The sequence below is a fragment of the Symbiopectobacterium purcellii genome (genome assembly GCF_052050035.1).
GTDB lineage: Bacteria > Pseudomonadota > Gammaproteobacteria > Enterobacterales > Enterobacteriaceae > Symbiopectobacterium > Symbiopectobacterium purcellii_A.
In genome coordinates this window covers 4,928,514-4,948,003 of the sequence record NZ_CP189882.1, presented here as the reverse complement: position 1 = coordinate 4,948,003, position 19,490 = coordinate 4,928,514, and the positions used below count along the sequence as shown (strand labels likewise).

Below are 19,490 nucleotides of genomic sequence, written 5' to 3'. Positions count from 1 at the left end.
ATCATGAAAATCGCCTTGCGCAAAAAACGCGCATCGATATTGCAAGAAAACGCACTGGGTGAGGCCGTTAGCCACCCTGCGCGTTTGCAATGCTACACTTCAGGCAAGTGTAGCCAGCCACATAACGGAATATATGACCAACACAGCATTAAAACGCCCGATACTGACGCTCCCCAACGGGGCGGACAAACTCCTGCTGCATTCGTGCTGCGCACCGTGTTCCGGGGAGGTGATGGAAGCCATTCAGGCAGCAGGGATTCACTACACCATTTTCTTCTACAACCCTAACATTCATCCGCAGAAGGAGTATCTCATCCGCAAGGAAGAGAATATTCGCTTCGCCCAGAAGCATGGGGTGCCCTTTATTGATGCCGATTACGACATGGATAACTGGTTTGAACGGGCAAAAGGGATGGAGTGGGAGCCAGAGCGCGGCGTGCGCTGCACCATGTGCTTTGATATGCGCTTCGAGCGTACCGCACTGTACGCGGCAGAAAACGGCTTTACGGTGATCAGCAGTTCGCTCGGCATCTCGCGCTGGAAAAACATGCAGCAAATTAATGACTGCGGCCAGCGGGCCGCTTCGCATTATCCGGGCATGGTGTACTGGGATTACAACTGGCGTAAAGGGGGCGGCTCGGCGCGCATGATCGAGATCAGCAAACGGGAGCAGTTTTACCAGCAAGAATACTGCGGTTGCGTGTATTCCCTGCGCGACAGCAATCTGCACCGAAAATCGCAAGGCAGACCGCTGATTAAAATCGGGAAACTGTATTACGGTAAAGGAGAGTAATCACACGGGTGATCCCTACTCTACCAGTCATTCCCGAGAAAGCAGGAATCTCCACAATTTTAGGCCAAGTCTTTTTGTTGTTGCAGTGAATGTTTCGTGCGCATTAATCCACGCGATTATTTTCACGACACATCGCACGCGCCCAACTCGGGGCGCTCAATCGCCCTCGTCTCATCCATGAGACTCGCCCCTGCGGGGCCGCTGCTGGCAGCGTTATTTTTTACGCGTTATACCTTCAAATAATTGCGCTTTACGCCATTTCTTTCGGGAATGCCCTACCGTGCGAAAGCGGTAACCCTTTACAAATCCTTCTGTCAAAGCGCCACAGCCTACGCAGATAATGCCGTGGGGAGATCTCCCCCCACCGTTACAACCGTATCGGTTTGATATCCCAGATATCGTCGGCATACTCCTGAATGGTATAGCCAACCGACTTAAAAATGATTACATCCTATGCCCTGATATGCGGCAAAGAAGCATAGCTGGCTGTTATCAAAATAATGTCGCTTGGCTATAGCCGTGAGTCCGTGGGGCATCGTGTGAAAAACCACTTTCATAAATAAAAACAATAGGTTTACCTTCTTTTTCATACTGTTGTTTTTTTTTGTTGAAATCCCTGCCGGGCGTTTTCGTCGGCTTTCGGATGACGTAGAGTTTTTTTTATAGGTCAATCCCAGCTTTTTAAGCGCTTGCCAAATGGCCTTCTGACAAACGCCAAAACGCTCTGCACGTTCTTTTTGGTAAGCATCTGGATATTGTTCAACATCTTTTATCAACTCGGATTTATCGATCTTTCGCTGACGCGTGGTCGATGCTTTTGACTCTATTTGATTAATCCAACGCGATACAGAGGCAGGGCCAATCCGAAATTGCTTCGCTGTTTCTCGGATACTCAACCCTTCGTTTTTCCGTGTAGATATCACTTTACGTCTAAAATCAATTGAATAGCTCATTTAAATAATGTAATCAAAATTAAGTCGTTTAGCTATAGAACCGTTCTTTAAACTAGTTGCTGAATAGAGACTTGCATTTTTTGTCAGGCTATTGAGAATAAAAAGAGGTTTAACTTAGAGAATAAAGGTTTGAAATGATCAACAAAGAGCGGTTGTTACGAGATAATCGTTTATGTAAAGCAATCATTGGATTATCAGTCGAAGAATTGAAAAATTTAGCCGCTGAATTTTCAGCTTGTTATTTGATTTATCGGAAAAGGAATCGAAAAGATCACGAGCGGCAGATGGGTGCAGGGCAGAAAGGATTTATCCCAACCCCATTAGATAAACTGCTTTTTATTTTATTGTATTTAAAATGTTATCCGACCTATGATTTGCAAGGACTTCTTTTTGGTTTAGATAGAACACGGGTATGTCGCTGGGTAAAAATATTATTGCCGGTTTTAGAGATGACCTTGGGGCGAGAATGTGTTTTGCCCGCTCGTCAAATTCGCTCTGCTGAGGGATTTTTTCGCGCCTTTCCTGGAGTTAAAGACGTCTTTATTGATGGGACAGAGCGACCTGTCCAAAAGCCTAAGAATCTGCGTCGGCGAAAAAAAATGTATTCGGGAAAGAAAAGACAGACCACTCGAAAAGGGCTTATTATGACTGACGAAACAAGGCAAATTGGATTTATCCCCATGAGCAAAAATGGGCGCCGTCACGATAAACGCTTACTCGATAAAGTCGATATAATTCGCCATATTCCTCCTGAGGTAACCATCTGGGCAGATACCGGTTTTCAAGGTATAGATAAACAGCATCCTAATACACAAATCCCAAAAAAAGGAACTCGAAAAAGACCTTTATCGCCTGAACAAAAACAAGAAAATAAAATAATCTCGGGCATCCGTATTACAGTTGAACACGCCATCGCGGGTATCAAGCGCCTCGGTTGCATGACCCAAATTTTACGGAATCGTAGACCCTTTATTGATGATACCTTCTTACTCCTTAGCGCCGGTCTTTGGAATTTCCATCTCAGAACAGCGTAAAATTTACTTCAATCACCGAAACACCCTTATTTCACTATTAAGCAACACGCTTTTTGTGAGTCAGATGTTTTCCCTGCATGCAACGGGATCTCCAGTAGGGCCAGAACGGTGATTTTATCCGACTCTGGCCAGTGGGTCACTTTGTTGCGTTTCGAGTGGGAATGGGGCCTTTAGCCCACGATTTTTCAGTTCTGTCATCACAGATAACCAGAACTTGGCCCCCTCAGTTTTGGCTATCCATAGCCCCAGCAGCTCTTTTTCGCCCTGGCCGTTGACGCCGAGGGCCAGATAAACAGACTTGTTGGCCACGGCTCCGCCGTCCTGGCTTTTGACAACAATACAGTCAAGGTAAACAATGGGATAAAGCGCATCCAGCGGCCGTTGCTGCCAGCGCTTAACGTCATCCATCACGGCATTGGTCACTTGAGAAATGAAGCCAGCGGAAACATCGACCCCGTAGACTTCTTTAAAGTGTGCCTGAATATCACGGGTTGATAACACTCTGGAATAGAGAGAAATAATGCGGTCATCGAAGCCGTTAAGCTGTTTTTCGTTCTTACCGATCAGTGTCGGCTCGAAGGTACTGTTGCGGTCGCGCGGAATATCGAGCTCGATCTCCCCATTTTGGCTACGTACGCTCTTGGATGTCTTGCCATTGCGTGAGTTGCCTGAATGATTACCAGCCGGGTCATGCTTAGCATACCCAAGGTGCATCTCCATCTCAGCTTCAAGAACCCGTTCCGCCAGTCTTTTAGTCAGCACCTTGAGTAGGCCTGATTCACCCAGCAGATCCTGAGGGGAGTGACAATCTTGAAGCAGTTGGTCAATAAGTTCGTTGCTGATAGGCATTTTGTTATCCGTTGAAGGTTTTCCTCAAAATGCCATTTACACAGATTATTTTACAGTCTCGGAATCTAGACCCTTTATTGATGATACCTTCTTACTCCTTAGCGCCGGTCTTTGGAATTTCCATCTCAGAACAGCGTAAAATTTACTTCAATCACCGAAACACCCTTATTTCACTATTAAGCAACACGCTTAATGGTGTCTACTGCTGTAGAAGGGCGGACACTCTGGCCTGGAAACGCCGTCATAAGCCTCTGCCAAACAATGCTTTTTACCCGTTGGAGCCACACATTCAGAACTTCATCAGGCAGGCGCTTTCCACTCACTCTTCACCTGAAATCATCAGTGGCCGTTTGCACCTGGAATTCGGTATATCTGTCAGCAAGAATACGCTATATCCTGCAGGAGAGACAGGCTGGCGGGGAGCTATATCAGCAACTTCCTCATCGGGGAAAACGTTACAGGTACAATGCCGAAAACCTCAAATCAGGCCCTATTCCCAACCGTGTTGGTATTGAGTATCGCCCAGCTCAAGCCGAGCTTAAACAGGAGCCTGGCCACTTCGAAATTGACACTATTTTTGGCAAAGACCAGAAGTCATTCTTGTTAACCATCGTAGATAAAGCATTGAAAACCGTCATCATTCGCAAACTGCCTAATAAGCGTGCGGAGACTGTGGTTGCTGCTTTCAGGGACATTGAAGCTAATACCTTTTGCAAGTTTAAGACCCTAACAGCTGATAACGGCCCTGAATTCGCTCTGCACGAGCAAATTACTCAAATCACAGGGGCGCAGGTCTACTTTGCCCATCCTTATCATTCCTGGGAGAGGGGCTTGAATGAGCACACCAACGGGCTGATACGACGTTTTTACCCAAAGGGAACAGACTTCAGTCAGGTCAGTCATCGTAAGATTGCCGAACTCGAACACATACTCAATACAAGGGGCAGAAAATCGCTGGGCTATCGTTCCCCCAATGAGGTATTTTTAACGCACTTACTGGTGGCATAAGCCTCTACCGTTTTGTTGCGTTTCGAGTGGGAATGGGGCTCGACGTTATTGCAGGCGAAAGGCGCAGTATCACTGGATTCGGAATCGCGCCCACTGTTGCTGGTAGAAGATCCTGAAACACGATTGCACCCGATCATGCTGTCGGTTGCCTGGGAGTTGCTGATGCACTTGCCCTTGCAAAAAGTCACCACCACCAATTCCGGCGATCTGCTGTCGCTGGTGCCGGTGGAGCAAGTGTGCCGCCTGGTGCGGGAGTCCTCGCGGGTGGCGACTTACCGTATCGGGAAGCAAGGGATGAACCCTGAAGACAGCCGGCGTATCGCGTTTCATATCCGCTTTAATCGCCCCTCATCGCTGTTTGCGCGCTGTTGGCTGCTGGTTGAAGGCGAAACGGAAGTGTGGATGCTCAGCGAACTCGGCCGTCAATGTGGACATCACTTCGAGGCAGAAGGGGTGCGCGTCATCGAATTTGCTCAATCAGGGCTACGACCCTTGTTGAAGTTTGCACAACGTATGGGCATCGAGTGGCATGTGCTGGTGGACGGCGATGATGCGGGTAAAAAGTACCCTGCCACGGCGCGTAGCCTGTTGACCCAACAGGGGGAAACTGACCGAGACCACATCACAATGCTTTCAGCCCCTGATATGGAACATTTTATGTATCGCAATGGCTATAAGGACGTTTTCCACCGCATTGCACAACTGCCGGAAAATGTGCCGCTCTCGGCCGCAAAAGTGATTGTCAAAGCGATCCACCGCGCCTCAAAACCGGACCTGGCCATCGAAGTGGCAATGGCTGCGGCCGAACGCGGCAATGACGCTATTCCTGTGTTGATTCGCACGCTTTTTTCACGCGTGCTCTGGTCGGCGCGTGGTCGCGCAGATTGAGCCGATTTGCGCGCAGAGATAGGTCAAAATAAAAATGCCGGTTTTAAAACCAGCATTTTGTTTTGTGGATAATGAGGAATGTTTTTCAGGCCACAGCTAGGCGACAGCCTCGACGACCAGCGGAACGATCAAACTGGCATGATTTCCTTTAGGCCCTTTATGAACATCAAATCTGACCGACTGGCCTGCCTTCAGCGTGCGATAACCGTCCATTTGAATCCTCGAGTAGTGGGCAAAGATATCCTCGCCTCCACCTTCGGGACAGATAAATCCAAAGCCTTTGGCATTATTGAACCATTTAACAGTACCTGTCTCCATGCATTTACGTCCTTCGCAAGAGTATTATCGAAACGAGAGGTTAGGTTATTTGGTCGATATGAATGCGAATTGATTAGAACCCAGTCAATTCACCTGTACACTCTAGTGAAATCGAAAAGAGCGTCAAGCCATCCCACAGGGGCAGTGCAGAGCAGTTTGTCAAAGTTTGATGCAGGTAACGCAATTGATGATTTTCATGCAGGGTTGTTGCTTCAATTCGTGTGCTGTTACCGATGACATCCGCGGACGATTTCTTGCTTCTTGGCAACACAGTGCGCGCGCAGGTGATAAAATAGAGTAAATGGCTGATGTGGGACTCTCAGCCTGGTATCGCATTAATGAAGATGGATGAATAATGAGTAACCGCAGTGTGGGGATTGAAAATATGTGGGGGCAGGCAACTCACGTTGATGTAACGTCGGAGATACGTATGGAGAGTCGTCCCTGGACGCATTCTGACAGCGTTCTGCTGGAAAAACAGCAGCAAAAACTGCAACCTCCATCGATGTATAACGTGATTTTAAACAATGATGATTACACCCCGATGGAATTTGTTATTGACGTTCTGCAAAAGTTCTTTTCTTATGATATTGAACGCGCAACGCAACTTATGCTGACGGTTCACTATGAAGGGAAGGCTGTCTGTGGTGTTTTCAGTGCCGATGTGGCTGAAACCAAGACGGTGCAAGTGAATCGCTATGCAAGGGAAAATGAGCACCCGTTGCTCTGTACGCTGGAAAGGGCCTGATATCAGGTAATTTATTGTGGGGAGGCGCCTATGCTTAATCAAGAACTGGAACTCAGTCTCAACATGGCTTTCGCCAGAGCGCGTGAGCGCCGCCACGAGTTTATGACCGTGGAGCATTTGCTACTGGCGTTGCTCAGCAACCCGGCGGCGCGCGAAGCGTTGGAAGCATGCTCGGTGGATTTGGCTGCACTGCGCCAGGAGCTGGAAACGTTCATCGAACAGACCACCCCGACGTTACCGCAAAATAATGAAGAGCGTGAAACGCAACCGACATTGAGTTTTCAGCGCGTATTGCAACGTGCTGTGTTCCACGTTCAGTCCTCTGGTCGCAGTGAAGTCTCTGGTGCTAACGTGCTGGTGGCGATATTCAGCGAGCAGGAATCACAGGCGGCTTACCTGCTGCGTAAGCATGATGTGAGTCGGCTCGATGTGGTGAACTTCATTTCCCACGGCACGCGTAAAGAAGAACCGGGCCAGGCACCTAGCTCGGAAAACCCTGTCAACGAAGAGCCGGTAGGCGGGGAGGATCGCATGGAAAACTTCACCACTAACCTCAATCAATTGGCTCGCGTTGGCGCTATTGACCCGCTGATTGGTCGTGAAAAAGAGCTGGAACGCACCATTCAGGTATTGTGCCGGCGGCGCAAAAACAATTCGCTGCTGGTCGGCGAGTCTGGTGTAGGGAAAACGGCGATTGCAGAAGGTCTGGCCTGGCGCATCGTTCAAGGCGACGTGCCGGAAGTGATGGCCGTTTGCACGCTCTATTCCCTGGATATCGGCTCGCTGCTGGCGGGTACCAAATACCGTGGCGATTTTGAAAAACGTTTCAAAGCGCTGCTCAAACAATTGGAACAGGATCAAAGCAGCATTCTGTTTATTGATGAAATACACACCATCATTGGTGCGGGTGCGGCTTCTGGTGGACAGGTTGATGCAGCAAACCTGATCAAACCGCTGCTCTCCAGCGGTAAGATTCGGGTTATCGGTTCTACCACTTACCAGGAATTCAGCACTATCTTCGAAAAAGACCGTGCCTTGGCGCGTCGTTTCCAGAAAATCGATATTACTGAACCAAGCGTCGAAGAGACCGTACAAATCATCAATGGGCTTAAACCGAAATATGAAATTCACCACGATGTTCGTTACACCGCCAAAGCCGTGCGCGCCGCCGTTGAACTGTCGGTCAAATACATCAACGATCGCCATCTGCCGGATAAAGCTATCGATGTTATTGATGAGGCGGGTGCTCGCAGCCGTTTGATGCCAGCCAGCAAACGCAAAAAAACGGTTAACGTTTCAGACATTGAGTCGGTGGTGGCGCGTATCGCCCGTATCCCTGAGAAAACCGTGTCTGCCAGCGATCGCGATGTGTTGAAAAACCTCAGCGATCGTCTGAAGATGCTGGTGTTCGGGCAGGATAAGGCCATTGAAGCGCTAAGCGAGGCTATCAAAATGAGCCGCGCTGGTTTGGGCAGTGAGCGCAAGCCTGTCGGCTCTTTCCTGTTTGCCGGGCCGACTGGGGTCGGGAAAACCGAAGTCACCGTGCAACTGGCCAAGGCGATGGACATTGAGCTTCTGCGCTTTGATATGTCGGAATACATGGAGCGCCACACGGTGAGCCGCCTGATCGGTGCGCCTCCGGGCTACGTCGGTTTCGATCAGGGCGGATTGCTGACTGACGCGGTGATCAAACATCCGCATTCGGTGTTGCTGCTTGATGAAATCGAAAAAGCGCACCCTGATGTCTTCAACCTGCTGCTACAGGTGATGGATAACGGTACGCTGACTGACAATAACGGTCGCAAGGCGGATTTCCGCAACGTGATTGTCGTCATGACCACCAATGCGGGCGTGCAAGAGACCCAGCGTAAATCGATTGGCCTGATTCAACAGGACAACAGCAGTGATGCGATGGAGGAGATTAAAAAGATCTTCACGCCAGAATTCCGCAACCGTCTGGACGGCATCATCTGGTTCAACCATCTGTCAGCGCAGATTATTCAGCAGGTGGTGGACAAGTTTGTCGTGGAACTGCAAGCGCAGTTGGACGCGAAGGGCGTGTCGTTAGAAGTCAGCGAAGATGCACGCAACTGGTTGGCGGATAAGGGCTATGACAAGGCGATGGGCGCGCGGCCTATGGTGCGTGTGATACAGGAAAACCTCAAAAAACCGCTGGCAAACGAACTGTTGTTTGGGTCGTTGGTGAACGGCGGCTCAGTGAAGGTGGAACTGGACAGCGCAACGCAAGCATTGACCTACAGCTTCCACAGTGCGCAAAAGCTAAAAACGGAAGGGACTGTGCACTGAGTGTGTCACTGAGCGGTAAAAGAAAAAAGCACTGCTTTTTTTTGGGCGTGGTGGTTAATACCACCACGTGCAACCTGTACCAAAAAGCAAAAGCCCTTGCCTGAAAAGGGAAGGGCACATAAGGCGGGTACATCCTCAGGTGTCGCGGTGTTAGCGACAGGCGAACCGATTAACGGCTACGGAAGACAATGCGGCCTTTACTCAGGTCGTACGGGGTCAGCTCTACAGTGACTTTGTCACCCGTCAGGATGCGGATATAGTTTTTACGCATTTTACCGGAGATATGAGAGGTAACCACGTGTCCGTTTTCCAACTCAACGCGGAACATGGTGTTAGGCAGTGTATCAAGCACGGTGCCTTGCATTTCAATATTGTCTTCTTTGGCCATCGAATCCTCTAGGGTTAACTACCTTAAATTTTTTAACGGGCACGATAATGCCGAAAAACCGGCATTATGTAAAGGAGCGTTGATGATCTCAGCAGCAACTTTCGGATAAGAAGGGCGTATGCGCCTGCTTATGTTTCTCCAATTGGGACCAGTGACAGTGCTTGTGGCTGCCAACTGGACGCGGCGATAGGGGCATCCTGTAATGCACGTAGCGCCGTCAGATAGGTCGGGCGCGACACTTCTGTGGCGCCCAGAGACGCCGTGTGAGCGTTTAGCACCTGGCAGTCCATTAAATGCCCGCCACAGCGAACAAAATGCGTGACGAGTGCAACCAGCGCGCATTTGGACGCGTTGTCACTGAGGCTGAACATCGATTCGCCGCAAAATAGCTTTCCTTGCGCGATGCCGTACAGCCCGCCCACCAGTTCCTTGTCGCTCCAGACTTCGATGGAGTGCGCATGCCCCTGCTCATGCAGTGCGCAATAAGCGGCAATCACCTCTGGGCTTATCCAGGTTCCTTCCTGACGCGCTTTGGCGCAGGCGTGTATTACCGCACTGAACGCGTAGTTTAGCGTGATGTGAAAAGGCTGTTTGCGCATGAACTTTCGCAGGCTGCGACTGATATGAAGCGCCTCAGGTTGCAATATGGCGCGTGGATCGGGTGACCACCACAGAATGGGATCGCCGGGTGAGTACCAGGGAAAAATACCGTCTCGATAAGCCGCCAATAATCTGCCTGGCGACAGGTCTCCACCAAAGGCCAATAAGCCGTTGGGGTCGGCCAACGCTTTTTCCACCGGAGGAAAAAGCGTGGTATTGGCAGCGAGTTGAAATAGCTGCATCATGCCTGCCGGATAGCGTGTTGATGGAACTGCCAATAGCGGCCTTGTGCTGCCAGCAGATCGGCGTGGCGACCCTGCTCAACCATGCGACCATTATCCACGATGCAAATACGATCCAGCGACGCCAAGTCGTTCAGGCGATGAGTAATGATGATAAACGTTTTTCCACGGGTGTTTTCTCGCAGCAGATGCAGAATTTTCTGCTCGGTATCGGCATCCAACCCTTCGGTCGGTTCATCTAACAGTACCAAGGGGGCTGGGTGGAGTAGGGCGCGAGCTAGCCCAAGGCGGCGCTGTTCCCCGCCAGAGAGTTGGCGTCCACCTTCACCGATCCAGGCGTTAAGGCCCTCTGGTGTTTCCAGCAGATTGCCTAATCCTACCTGTTGCAACTGTTGGCTCAGTTGGGCATCGCTGGCCTGCGGTGCGGCCAGTAGCAGATTGTCGCGCAGCGTCGCGCTAAAAATATGTATCCGCTGCGGCACCACGCTCATCATGTCTCGCAGTGCTGGTTCACTCCACTGTGCGAGCGGCAGGCCGTTTAGGGTAATGCTGCCTGCGTCGCAGTCCCAGGCGCGGGTCAGTAATTGCAATAGCGTTGATTTGCCGCACCCCGTACGCCCTAGCAGCGCAATGTGTTCGCCTGGTGCGATATCCAGTGTAATGTCCTGCAATACGGGCAGCGGTTGACCGGGATAGGTGAAACTTACCTGCTGTAATGACAGCGTTGCCGTCGTGGTTACGGCGGAAGATGGCGTTGCCGCTGTGAATACCACCGCAGGCTGCTGACGCAGAATCTGGTCAACGCGCGTGGCTGATGCGATCACCTGGCCCATGTGTTGAAACGCGCCAGTAACCGGACCTAGCGGCTCGAACGCTGCCAGTGCGGCGAATACAAACAGGGCAATCAACGCCCCTGGTTGCGTATAACCGCCAATCCCGGCCGCTGCCAGCCAGAGAATGGCGGTCACGGTAAAACCGGTGCAGAGCAGCATCAGTGCCTGCGACAGGCCCGTCAGGCGCGCCTGTCGCTGTTGTTGCGTCAGCCAGGCCTGTTCCGTGCCGGCGAGCTGATGGCGAAAGGCTGTCTGTACGCCAAACAGGGTTAATTCGGCCTGCCCTTGCAGCCAGGTGGTCAACTGCGTGCGATAACGCGAGCGCAGCAGCGTAAGGTGGGTGCCTATCGGTTTACCCGCACGATAGAACACCGGCGGGAGCAGGGCTAACAGCAGCAACATAATGGAGCCGAGGGTCAATGCCAGTGAGCTGTCCAGCCAGCTCAGCCCGTAAGTTACTACCAATATCACCACCAACGCGCTGACCAACGGCGATATCACGCGCAAATAAAGATGGTCGAGGGTGTCAACATCGGCAACCAGACGGTTGAGCAGGTCGGCCTGACGAAACCGGGCGAGCCCCCCCGGTGACAGCGGAAGCGTGCGCGAAAAGGTAAACACGCGCAGATGCTGCAACACGCGGAAGGTGGCGTCATGGCACACCAGACGCTCGGCGTAACGCCCGGCAGTACGCAGGATCGCCGCACCGCGCACGCCCGCCGCAGGCAACATATAATTAAAGGTCATCAATCCGGCAAGGCCCGCCAGTGACGCTCCCGCCAGAAACCAGCCGGAGAGTGTCAGCAGCCCAATGCTTGCCAATAATGTGATAATGGCGAGCACTACGCCAATGCTCAGCCGCCAAACGTGGCGACGATACAGCAGGAGAAAGGGTTTCAGTACCTGCAACGAACTGTTCTGCGGCATATTAGTAAGCTCCCTGACGCTGTGCCAGAAGGTCGGCAAACGGCCCTGACTGTTGACGTAGCGTGTCGTAGTCTCCCTGCTGCGCCAGTTGTCCTTTTTCAATCACCCATATGCAATCGTAATGGCGGGTGTCATCAAGGCGGTGCGTCACCAGCAAGATGGTTTGCTGGCGTGTGGCGTTTTCCAAGGCGTGCATCACGCGCTGTTCGCTGTGTGAATCCAGACTGGCGGTTGGTTCATCCAGTAGGAGCAACTGCGAGCGTTTTAACAAGGCACGGGCAACGGCAATGCGCTGCGCTTGTCCGACAGAGAGTCGCGCTGCGCCATCACCCACTACGGTATCAAGCCCCTGTGGCAACAGAGGAAGAAACTCATGCACGTAAGCGTGTTCTACTGCCTGTTGCAACGCGCTCTCAGAGGCTTGCGGGTTCCCCAACAGAATATTGCTGCGAAGTGTTTCTTCTGGTAAGTGCGGATTTTGACCTAACCAACTGATGTGTTTACGCCATGCGGTGGCATCCAGTGAATGCAGTTCCTGCCCGTTGATACACAACGAGCCGCGATAAGGTAAAAAACCAAGCAGTACATGAAGCAGCGAACTCTTTCCGGCTCCGCTCACGCCAACCAGCGCCACCCGCTGTCCCGGTTCGAGCGTAAAGGTCAGCGGTTCGGTTAACGCAGAGCCCGTGGGCGATAACACCACCAGTTGGTCCGCACGGATGGCAATGGTTTCTGAGTCAAACGGCTGAGTGCCGAGTCCGACCTCCTCAGCTTCAGCAGTAAGAAAGTTTACCAGCGATTCTGCTGCACCAACGGCCTGTGCTTTCGCGTGATAAAACGTGCCCAGATCGCGCAACGGCTGGAAAAATTCGGGGGCGAGAATCAAGACCAGAAAACCAGCAAACAGGGTGACGCCAGTGCCATAATGGCCGAAATCCAGCTCGCCAAGGTAAGAAAAGCCGAAATAGACCGCGACCACTGCGATGGAGATAGACGCAAAAAACTCCAGTACACCGGACGAAAGAAACGCCATGCGCAACACTTCCATGGTGCGACTGCGAAAATCCTCCGATGCCCGGCGAATGTCATCCACTTCGGCCGCGCCGCGATGGAACAGTCGCAACGTCTCCATGCCGCGCAACCGATCGAGAAAGTGGCCGCTCAGTCGCGCCAGTGCGAGAAAGTTGCGACGGTTGGCATCGGCGGCCCCCATGCCGACCAACGCCATAAACAATGGGATCAGCGGGGCGGTAACTAGCAAAATTAGCGCCGCCGCCCAGTTGATGGGAAACACGGCGGCCAGAATCAGCAGGGGAATCAAGGCAGCAAGGTACATTTGTGGCAGATAGCGCGCATAGTAATCCTGCATGTCTTCGACTTGTTCTAGAATGAGCGTTGCCCAACTGCCTGCTGGTTTTCCCAGCACCCAGGCGGGGCCCAGTCGCTGTAGTTTTTCCAGCACCTGATGGCGAATTTGTCGCCTTACCGCTTCGCCACAGCGAAAGCCTACCTGCTCGCGCAGAAAATGAGTGAGCGCGCGTGCGGCGAACAAACCAATGAGCAGCATAAACTCGCTGATCAGTGTCTGACGGGACAGGTGCTCAATAATCAAGCCGTGTAACAATGTTGCCAATACCCATGCCTGTGCCACGATAAGAAGGCCGCTTACCATCCCCAGCAGTAAAGAGAGGCGGAGCCAGCGTTGTGCCAGTTTGCTCTGTTGTTTTAGCCAGCGTGCAAGTTGTTGCTGTCGAGTCTGTTTCATAGAGTACCGGGCTGCGCTATAGAGAGGGGAATACCCAAAAATCCAACATTTATGCAACTGTTATATAACAAAAAGCAGGCGAGTATTCAGCGTGGCCTCATGTTACCGCGTTAGCGTGCAGGTGCAAACCAAAAGCAGGGAGAAAATGTGGGGAGAGATCAATTTTCCCAAAAGGGAGCCAAAAGAATCCCCTTATTCAGGTGGTACGATCTGAATACGGGGAGAAGGGCAGCATATTATCGGGTTGCGAGGCCATCCAGATAGCGCTCTGCATCCAGCGCGGCCATGCAGCCGGTGCCCGCCGAGGTAATGGCCTGACGGTAGATATGATCCATGACGTCGCCTGCGGCAAACACGCCAGGGATGCTGGTCTGTGTGGCATTGCCGTTGATACCGGATTGTACCTTGATGTAGCCGTTTTCCAGCGCCAGTTGGCCGTCAAAGATGGCCGTGTTAGGGCTGTGGCCGATGGCGATAAATACGCCAGCCAGCGCCAGCTCTTCGCTCTCATCTGTACGGGTGTTGCGAATACGAACGCCGGTCACGCCCATGTCATCGCCCAGCACTTCGTCCAGCGTACGATCGGTGTGCAGCACAATATTGCCGTTTTGCACTTTGTCCATCAGACGATCGATCAGGATTTTCTCTGCGCGAAAGCTGTCACGACGGTGGATTAAGTGAACTTGCTGTGCAATGTTAGACAGATAAAGTGCTTCTTCTACCGCGGTATTGCCGCCACCGACTACAGCGACGCGTTGGTTACGGTAAAAGAAACCGTCACAGGTCGCGCAGGCAGATACGCCCTTACCTTTAAAGGCCTCTTCGGAAGGCAGACCGATATAACGTGCGGAGGCACCGGTCGCCACGATCAGGGCATCACAGGTGTATTCTTCGCTGTCGCCAAACAGACGAAACGGCCGCTGTTGCAAATCAACGCGCTGAATGTGATCGAAAATGATCTCGGTGTTGAACTTTTCAGCATGAGCGTGCATGCGGTCCATCAGCAACGGCCCGGTAAGACCTTCCGCGTCACCCGGCCAATTTTCCACTTCCGTCGTGGTCGTCAACTGCCCGCCTTTTTCCATGCCGGTAATCAACACCGGATGCAGGTTGGCGCGCGCGGCGTACACCGCAGCGGTATAGCCCGCAGGGCCAGAACCCAAAATCAATAGCTTGTGGTGCTTGACGGTACCCATGTGTTCCTCTTTTTTGCAACGGTCTACTTAACGCCGATTGTAAGGAAATTACCAGACTAAAAAAAGTAGGCAGCAAAATTGTTACCTATTTGTTTAATCGGTTGTGCCGATAACCCATACAATTCACTGATAAGACAGCGTCATTTATTAGCGAAATGATTGAAAATGGTCTTACCGAGCGTACAGTAGGGTTTTATTTGGCAGTTTCTTCTGATTTTCATTGTTTTGCTTTGACAATCGGCTACCGCTTTGCGAAAACATCTAAGTAAGAGGAAACTATTTGTATGTGAATGGTTGAAAGCTCGGTTTTTCTTTATGTTGTGGCTTTTACCGTACCACCCGCTGATGGTGCATTTATAACAGGACAGACAGGGTGTTGTGAACGCAGGGATGACATCGCGGTGCGACGTGGCGGTGAAAGGAGAGTGACGTAAAGCGACCCTTGATATACAAAATAGACAGCGCGTCTTCTTTTAGGGCTGCTCTGATACATTGATGTGGGTCGGAGTGTAGCAAGGGCAAGGACGTAGTGAAGAGAGACCATAAGAATGGTAGACACGAAAAAACGACCGGGAAAAGATCTTGATCGCATCGATCGCAATATCCTGAATGAACTACAAAAAGACGGCCGAATCTCTAACGTTGAACTTTCCAAGCGCGTAGGGCTTTCTCCTACACCGTGTCTGGAACGCGTGCGCCGCCTGGAGCGTCAGGGCTTCATCAATGGCTATACCGCATTGCTGAACCCGCATTACCTCGACGCTTCACTGCTGGTGTTTGTGGAGATTACTCTGAACCGCGGTGCGCCTGATGTTTTTGAACAGTTCAACACGGCGGTGCAGAAACTGGAAGAAATTCAGGAGTGCCATCTGGTCTCCGGGGATTTCGACTATCTGCTGAAAACACGCGTGCCGGATATGTCCGCATACCGTAAGCTGCTGGGTGAAACCTTGCTGCGCTTGCCGGGTGTGAACGATACCCGTACCTATGTGGTGATGGAAGAAGTAAAACAGAGCAATCGTCTGGTGATCAGAACGCGCTAAACGCAGGGGTGCAAAGCCCGCTAATTTCAGCTACACTCCTGTGAATATATACAGTCACAGCGCCGAGTTCGCCTCGGCGTTTTGTCATGAACATGAACAGGACCCCTGGAGAGACGCTTGAGCCAGGAATACACGGAAGACAAAGACGTGGCGCTGAACAAACTCAGCGGCAGCCGTCGTTTATTGGAAGCGATTTTAATCGTTGTCGCGCTATTCGCCATTTATTTGAGCGTAGCGCTGTTAAGTTTCAGTCCGTCTGACCCGAGTTGGTCACAAACTGCCTGGCACGAGCCCATCCATAACCTGGGCGGTGGCGTCGGCGCTTGGCTGGCTGATACGCTGTTTTTCATCTTTGGCGTGCTGGCCTACGCCATTCCGCCGATCATGCTGTCGCTGTGCTGGGTAGCCTTTCGCCAGCTCGATAATCAGAGCGATGTCGATCTGTTTACCCTCTCTTTGCGCCTGATTGGCACCTTGGCGCTGATCCTCACTTCCTGTGGTCTCGCTGCGCTCAATGTGGACGATCTCTACTATTTTGCCTCTGGCGGCGTGCTGGGTAGTTTGCTGAGCAGTTCGATGGTGCCGCGCTTCAACAGTATGGGTGCCACGTTGATTCTGCTCTGCGTGTGGTCGGCGGGCTTGACGCTGTTTACCGGCTGGTCATGGCTGACCATTGCGGAAAAAATCGGCGGGGCGGTATTAGGCTGCCTGACGTTCTTCTCCAACCGTTCGCGGGCAGAAGATAACTATCTCGATGAGGAAGACGATTCACACGACGCTGTGAATCGCGAGGTTGAACAACCCGATACGCTAACCGCGTCAACGGAGTCAACAGCAGAAGACGTAGAGGCGGATGATATATTGTTGGCGCCGGCTGCACGTGAGCATGCACAGGATGACATAGCGCAAAACAGTACGTTGAGCGTTACTGACGCAACGGAGTCGCTCGCACCGATGCAGCAATCGGCTGCGGTCGATACGATGCCAGACCCAGCAGGTACGCCCAACGCCGTCAATCCGGTCACGCCAGCAACGGCCGTCAGCCCTGATCCCGTTGCGCAGGATTCACTGCCGCCTCTTTACGCGTTTGAGTTGCCACAGGCTGCTGTGCCGGAAAAGAGCGCGTTATCTGTCTTTTCGCCTTCAGGGGGACCGGATCGCGATCGCACGCCGCCGTTGGGCGCGCTGCATGAACTGGGTGTACCCACCGTGGCAACGGTCACGCCGGTGTCTAGCGATGTAGTGTCCTTTATGCCTGCCTTTACGGCTGCTGGGGAGGATAACCCTCAGGTGAAACAGGGCATGGGCCCAGAATTGCCGCGTCCGAATCCGGTGCGTATTCCTACCCGGCGTGAGCTGGCGTCTTATGGCATCAAGTTGCCATCGCAGCGTCAGGCAGAAGAGCAAGAGCGGGAAGCGCAACGGCAGATAGCGTCCCAGCCTGAAACGATCGAAAGGGTTGCGCCAGACGATGCTGACGATGACGGGGCTGCTCAAGAGGCTGCCTTGCGTCAGGCTTATCTGGAGCAACAAGAACAGCGCTACGGCGAGGACTATGCCGAACGCGAGCAGGATGAAGAGGCGCTGTTGCAGGCCCAATTGGCGCAGGCGTTTGCTCAGCAGCAACAGGCGCGTTATGACGTCAGCGCACAACCAGAAAGCCCGAACGTAACGCCGGTCGTCGAGCCCGTAGGCACAAAAGCCGCGGGCTCAGTCAGTGCGGCAGCAGCATTTATCGCCGGTGTCACTGCGGATGCGGATGAACCCGCCTTCTCTTTCTCGCAGTTTAACGATTTGGTCGATGAGTCGCCAAAAGCGCCGCTGTTTACGCTATCGCCTGAGGATGTCGCTGAACCTGAACGGGCCTCTGAGCCGCCATCGCCGACATGGCGTGCGGCAGTTGATGAGGATGAGAGCCCGGCAACACCAGTGCATCCGGTGGCGGAGCCCCAGCATGACGTGCAATCGCCGTACGCTGGCGAGGCCGAAAACGATGCCGCGCCGTCATTGATGGATAGCCTGATTCATCCGTTCCTGATGCGCAACGATCAGCCTTTGCAAAAGCCAACCACACCGCTGCCAACGTTGGAACTGCTCACGGCACCACCGGAAAGTGAAGCACCGGTTGACCATTTTGAGCTTGAACAAACGGCGCGTCTGATTGAAGCGCGTCTGGCGGATTATCGTGTTACGGCCAGTGTGGTCGGGTACGATGCCGGACCGGTGATAACGCGTTTTGAACTGGATTTGGCCCCCGGCGTGAAAGCTGCACGCATATCCAACCTGTCGCGTGACCTGGCGCGTTCGCTGTCGGTTGTGGCGGTGCGCGTGGTGGAAGTTATCCCCGGCAAACCTTATGTCGGGTTGGAACTGCCCAATAAACTTCGCCACACGGTTCATCTGCGCGAAGTGCTCGATTGCAAGGCCTTTCGTGATAACCCGTCGCCGCTGGCCGTGGTGCTGGGTAAAGACATTGCTGGTCAACCGGTAGTGGCCGATCTGGCGCGTATGCCTCACCTGCTGGTGGCCGGGACCACCGGTTCGGGTAAATCTGTCGGCGTGAACACCATGATCATCAGCATGTTGTACAAGGCGACGCCGGAAGATGTGCGCTTTATCATGATCGACCCGAAAATGCTGGAGCTATCGGTCTACGAAGGTATCCCGCATTTGCTGACTGAAGTGGTTATCGACATGAAAGACGCGGCGAATGCGTTGCGTTGGTGCGTCGGTGAAATGGATCGTCGCTATAAGCTGATGTCGGCATTGGGCGTGCGCAATCTGGAAGGCTACAACGAACGGGTGAAAGCAGCGGAAGCGATGGGACGTCCGATCCCTGACCCGTTCTGGAAACCCGGCGACAGCATGGATACCACACCGCCCGTGCTGGAGAAATTGCCCTTTATCGTGGTGATTGTGGATGAATTTGCCGACCTGATGATGGCGGTTGGCAAAAAGGTGGAAGAGTTGATCGCTCGCCTGGCGCAGAAAGCTCGCGCGGCCGGTATCCACCTGGTGCTGGCGACGCAGCGCCCCTCCGTAGATGTTATCACCGGTCTCATCAAGGCCAACATTCCGACGCGTATCGCTTTTACCGTGTCGAGCAAGATTGATTCGCGTACCATCCTCGATCAGGGCGGTGCAGAATCGCTGCTGGGGATGGGGGATATGTTGTACATGGCGCCAAACTCCTCCATTCCGGTGCGTGTGCACGGCGCATTCGTTCGCGATCAGGAAGTTCATGCCGTGGTGCTGGACTGGAAAGCGCGCGGACGTCCACAATACATTGACAATATCACCAGTGCCAGCGATGACGGTGAAGGCGGTAATCTGGAATTTGGCGGTGATGAAGATTTGGATCCGCTGTTCGATCAGGCGGTGGCCTTTGTTGTAGAAAAACGGCGAGCCTCTATTTCTGGCGTGCAACGTCAATTCCGCATCGGCTACAATCGTGCCGCACGCATTGTGGAACAGATGGAAATGCAAGGTATTGTTAGCGCGCCGGGGCATAATGGCAACCGAGACGTGTTGGCACCGCCCCCCATGGACTGATGCCATTTACAGACAATTCGTCTGCCGTATCGCGTGATTCTCTGGC

At 52.6% G+C, this 19,490-nt stretch carries 16 protein-coding genes and 2 pseudogenes; 10 read left to right on the top strand and 8 right to left on the bottom strand.

Going from position 1 to position 19,490, the window contains the following annotated elements:
* Nucleotides 1-133: 133 nt before the first annotated feature.
* Nucleotides 134-793, top strand: a complete 660-nt coding sequence (locus ACQGXV_RS33455) for an epoxyqueuosine reductase QueH (protein WP_440864422.1) — start codon at nucleotides 134-136, stop codon at nucleotides 791-793.
* A gap of 340 nt (nucleotides 794-1,133) precedes the next feature.
* Nucleotides 1,134-1,310, top strand: a complete 177-nt coding sequence (locus tag ACQGXV_RS33450; protein ID WP_440864421.1) for a hypothetical protein — start codon at nucleotides 1,134-1,136, stop codon at nucleotides 1,308-1,310.
* On the opposite strand, the gene ACQGXV_RS33445 is transcribed toward ACQGXV_RS33450, so the two are convergent.
* Nucleotides 1,228-1,746 carry an IS630 transposase-related protein gene (locus tag ACQGXV_RS33445; protein ID WP_440864420.1) on the bottom strand — a complete coding sequence of 173 codons (519 nt, stop codon included), beginning with the start codon at nucleotides 1,744-1,746 and terminating at the stop codon, nucleotides 1,228-1,230. The two genes, ACQGXV_RS33450 and ACQGXV_RS33445, sit on opposite strands and share 83 nt — an antisense overlap.
* A 134-nt stretch (nucleotides 1,747-1,880) precedes the next feature.
* On the opposite strand from ACQGXV_RS33445, the gene ACQGXV_RS33440 reads away from it, so the two are divergent.
* Complete coding sequence (locus tag ACQGXV_RS33440; RefSeq protein WP_440864419.1) at nucleotides 1,881-2,780, top strand: transposase family protein; 900 nt, start codon at nucleotides 1,881-1,883, stop codon at nucleotides 2,778-2,780.
* Between the two features lie 168 nt (nucleotides 2,781-2,948).
* On the opposite strand, the pseudogene ACQGXV_RS33435 reads toward ACQGXV_RS33440, so the two are convergent.
* Nucleotides 2,949-3,629 (bottom strand): annotated as a pseudogene (locus ACQGXV_RS33435) (IS256 family transposase); the annotation flags it as partial.
* Between ACQGXV_RS33435 and ACQGXV_RS33430 the strand changes: the two are divergent.
* From ACQGXV_RS33430 to ACQGXV_RS33420, 3 genes and pseudogenes are all read left to right on the top strand, one after another.
* Nucleotides 3,616-3,768, top strand: coding sequence for a hypothetical protein (locus ACQGXV_RS33430; RefSeq protein ID WP_440864418.1), 153 nt, complete (start codon nucleotides 3,616-3,618; stop codon nucleotides 3,766-3,768). The pseudogene ACQGXV_RS33435 and the gene ACQGXV_RS33430 overlap by 14 nt on opposite strands.
* Nucleotides 3,769-3,971: 203 nt before the next feature.
* Nucleotides 3,972-4,637, top strand: coding sequence for an IS30 family transposase (locus ACQGXV_RS33425; RefSeq protein WP_440864417.1), 666 nt, complete (start codon nucleotides 3,972-3,974; stop codon nucleotides 4,635-4,637).
* A 39-nt stretch (nucleotides 4,638-4,676) separates the two neighbouring features.
* Nucleotides 4,677-5,525: pseudogene (locus ACQGXV_RS33420) on the top strand (ATP-dependent nuclease); the annotation flags it as partial.
* A gap of 96 nt (nucleotides 5,526-5,621) precedes the next feature.
* Here the strand turns inward: ACQGXV_RS33420 and cspD are convergent.
* Entirely contained in the window at nucleotides 5,622-5,843 is a 222-nt protein-coding gene (cspD, locus tag ACQGXV_RS33415) for a cold shock-like protein CspD (protein WP_440864416.1), read from the bottom strand.
* A gap of 430 nt (nucleotides 5,844-6,273) precedes the next feature.
* On the opposite strand from cspD, the gene clpS reads away from it, so the two are divergent.
* The gene (gene clpS / locus ACQGXV_RS33410; protein WP_196906873.1) at nucleotides 6,274-6,591 is read left to right on the top strand and encodes an ATP-dependent Clp protease adapter ClpS; all 318 of its coding nucleotides are present in this window, start codon (nucleotides 6,274-6,276) and stop codon (nucleotides 6,589-6,591) included.
* Between the two features lie 30 nt (nucleotides 6,592-6,621).
* The gene (gene clpA, locus ACQGXV_RS33405) at nucleotides 6,622-8,898 is read left to right on the top strand and encodes an ATP-dependent Clp protease ATP-binding subunit ClpA (protein ID WP_440864415.1); all 2,277 of its coding nucleotides are present in this window, start codon (nucleotides 6,622-6,624) and stop codon (nucleotides 8,896-8,898) included.
* A gap of 169 nt (nucleotides 8,899-9,067) precedes the next feature.
* On the opposite strand, the gene infA is transcribed toward clpA, so the two are convergent.
* From infA to trxB, 5 genes are all read right to left on the bottom strand, one after another.
* The gene (infA, locus tag ACQGXV_RS33400) at nucleotides 9,068-9,286 is read right to left on the bottom strand and encodes a translation initiation factor IF-1 (protein ID WP_440864414.1); all 219 of its coding nucleotides are present in this window, start codon (nucleotides 9,284-9,286) and stop codon (nucleotides 9,068-9,070) included.
* A 128-nt stretch (nucleotides 9,287-9,414) separates the two neighbouring features.
* Complete coding sequence (gene aat, locus ACQGXV_RS33395) at nucleotides 9,415-10,128, bottom strand: leucyl/phenylalanyl-tRNA--protein transferase (protein ID WP_440867776.1); 714 nt, start codon at nucleotides 10,126-10,128, stop codon at nucleotides 9,415-9,417.
* On the bottom strand, nucleotides 10,128-11,870 hold the full coding sequence (gene cydC / locus ACQGXV_RS33390) for a heme ABC transporter ATP-binding protein/permease CydC (protein ID WP_440864413.1): 1,743 nt from the start codon (nucleotides 11,868-11,870) through the stop codon (nucleotides 10,128-10,130). Before cydC ends, aat begins: the two co-directional genes overlap by 1 nt.
* Before the next feature lie 19 nt (nucleotides 11,871-11,889).
* Complete coding sequence (gene cydD / locus ACQGXV_RS33385) at nucleotides 11,890-13,653, bottom strand: heme ABC transporter permease/ATP-binding protein CydD (protein ID WP_440864412.1); 1,764 nt, start codon at nucleotides 13,651-13,653, stop codon at nucleotides 11,890-11,892.
* A gap of 236 nt (nucleotides 13,654-13,889) precedes the next feature.
* Nucleotides 13,890-14,849 (bottom strand): thioredoxin-disulfide reductase, encoded by a 960-nt coding sequence (gene trxB, locus ACQGXV_RS33380; RefSeq protein WP_440864411.1) that lies wholly within the window; start codon nucleotides 14,847-14,849, stop codon nucleotides 13,890-13,892.
* A gap of 548 nt (nucleotides 14,850-15,397) precedes the next feature.
* On the opposite strand from trxB, the gene lrp reads away from it, so the two are divergent.
* Nucleotides 15,398-15,892: a leucine-responsive transcriptional regulator Lrp gene (gene lrp / locus ACQGXV_RS33375; protein WP_196906846.1), complete on the top strand. Its 495-nt coding sequence runs from the start codon at nucleotides 15,398-15,400 to the stop codon at nucleotides 15,890-15,892.
* A gap of 117 nt (nucleotides 15,893-16,009) precedes the next feature.
* Entirely contained in the window at nucleotides 16,010-19,444 is a 3,435-nt protein-coding gene (locus tag ACQGXV_RS33370) for a DNA translocase FtsK 4TM domain-containing protein (RefSeq protein ID WP_440864410.1), read from the top strand.
* The last annotated feature ends 46 nt before the right edge of the window (nucleotides 19,445-19,490 follow it).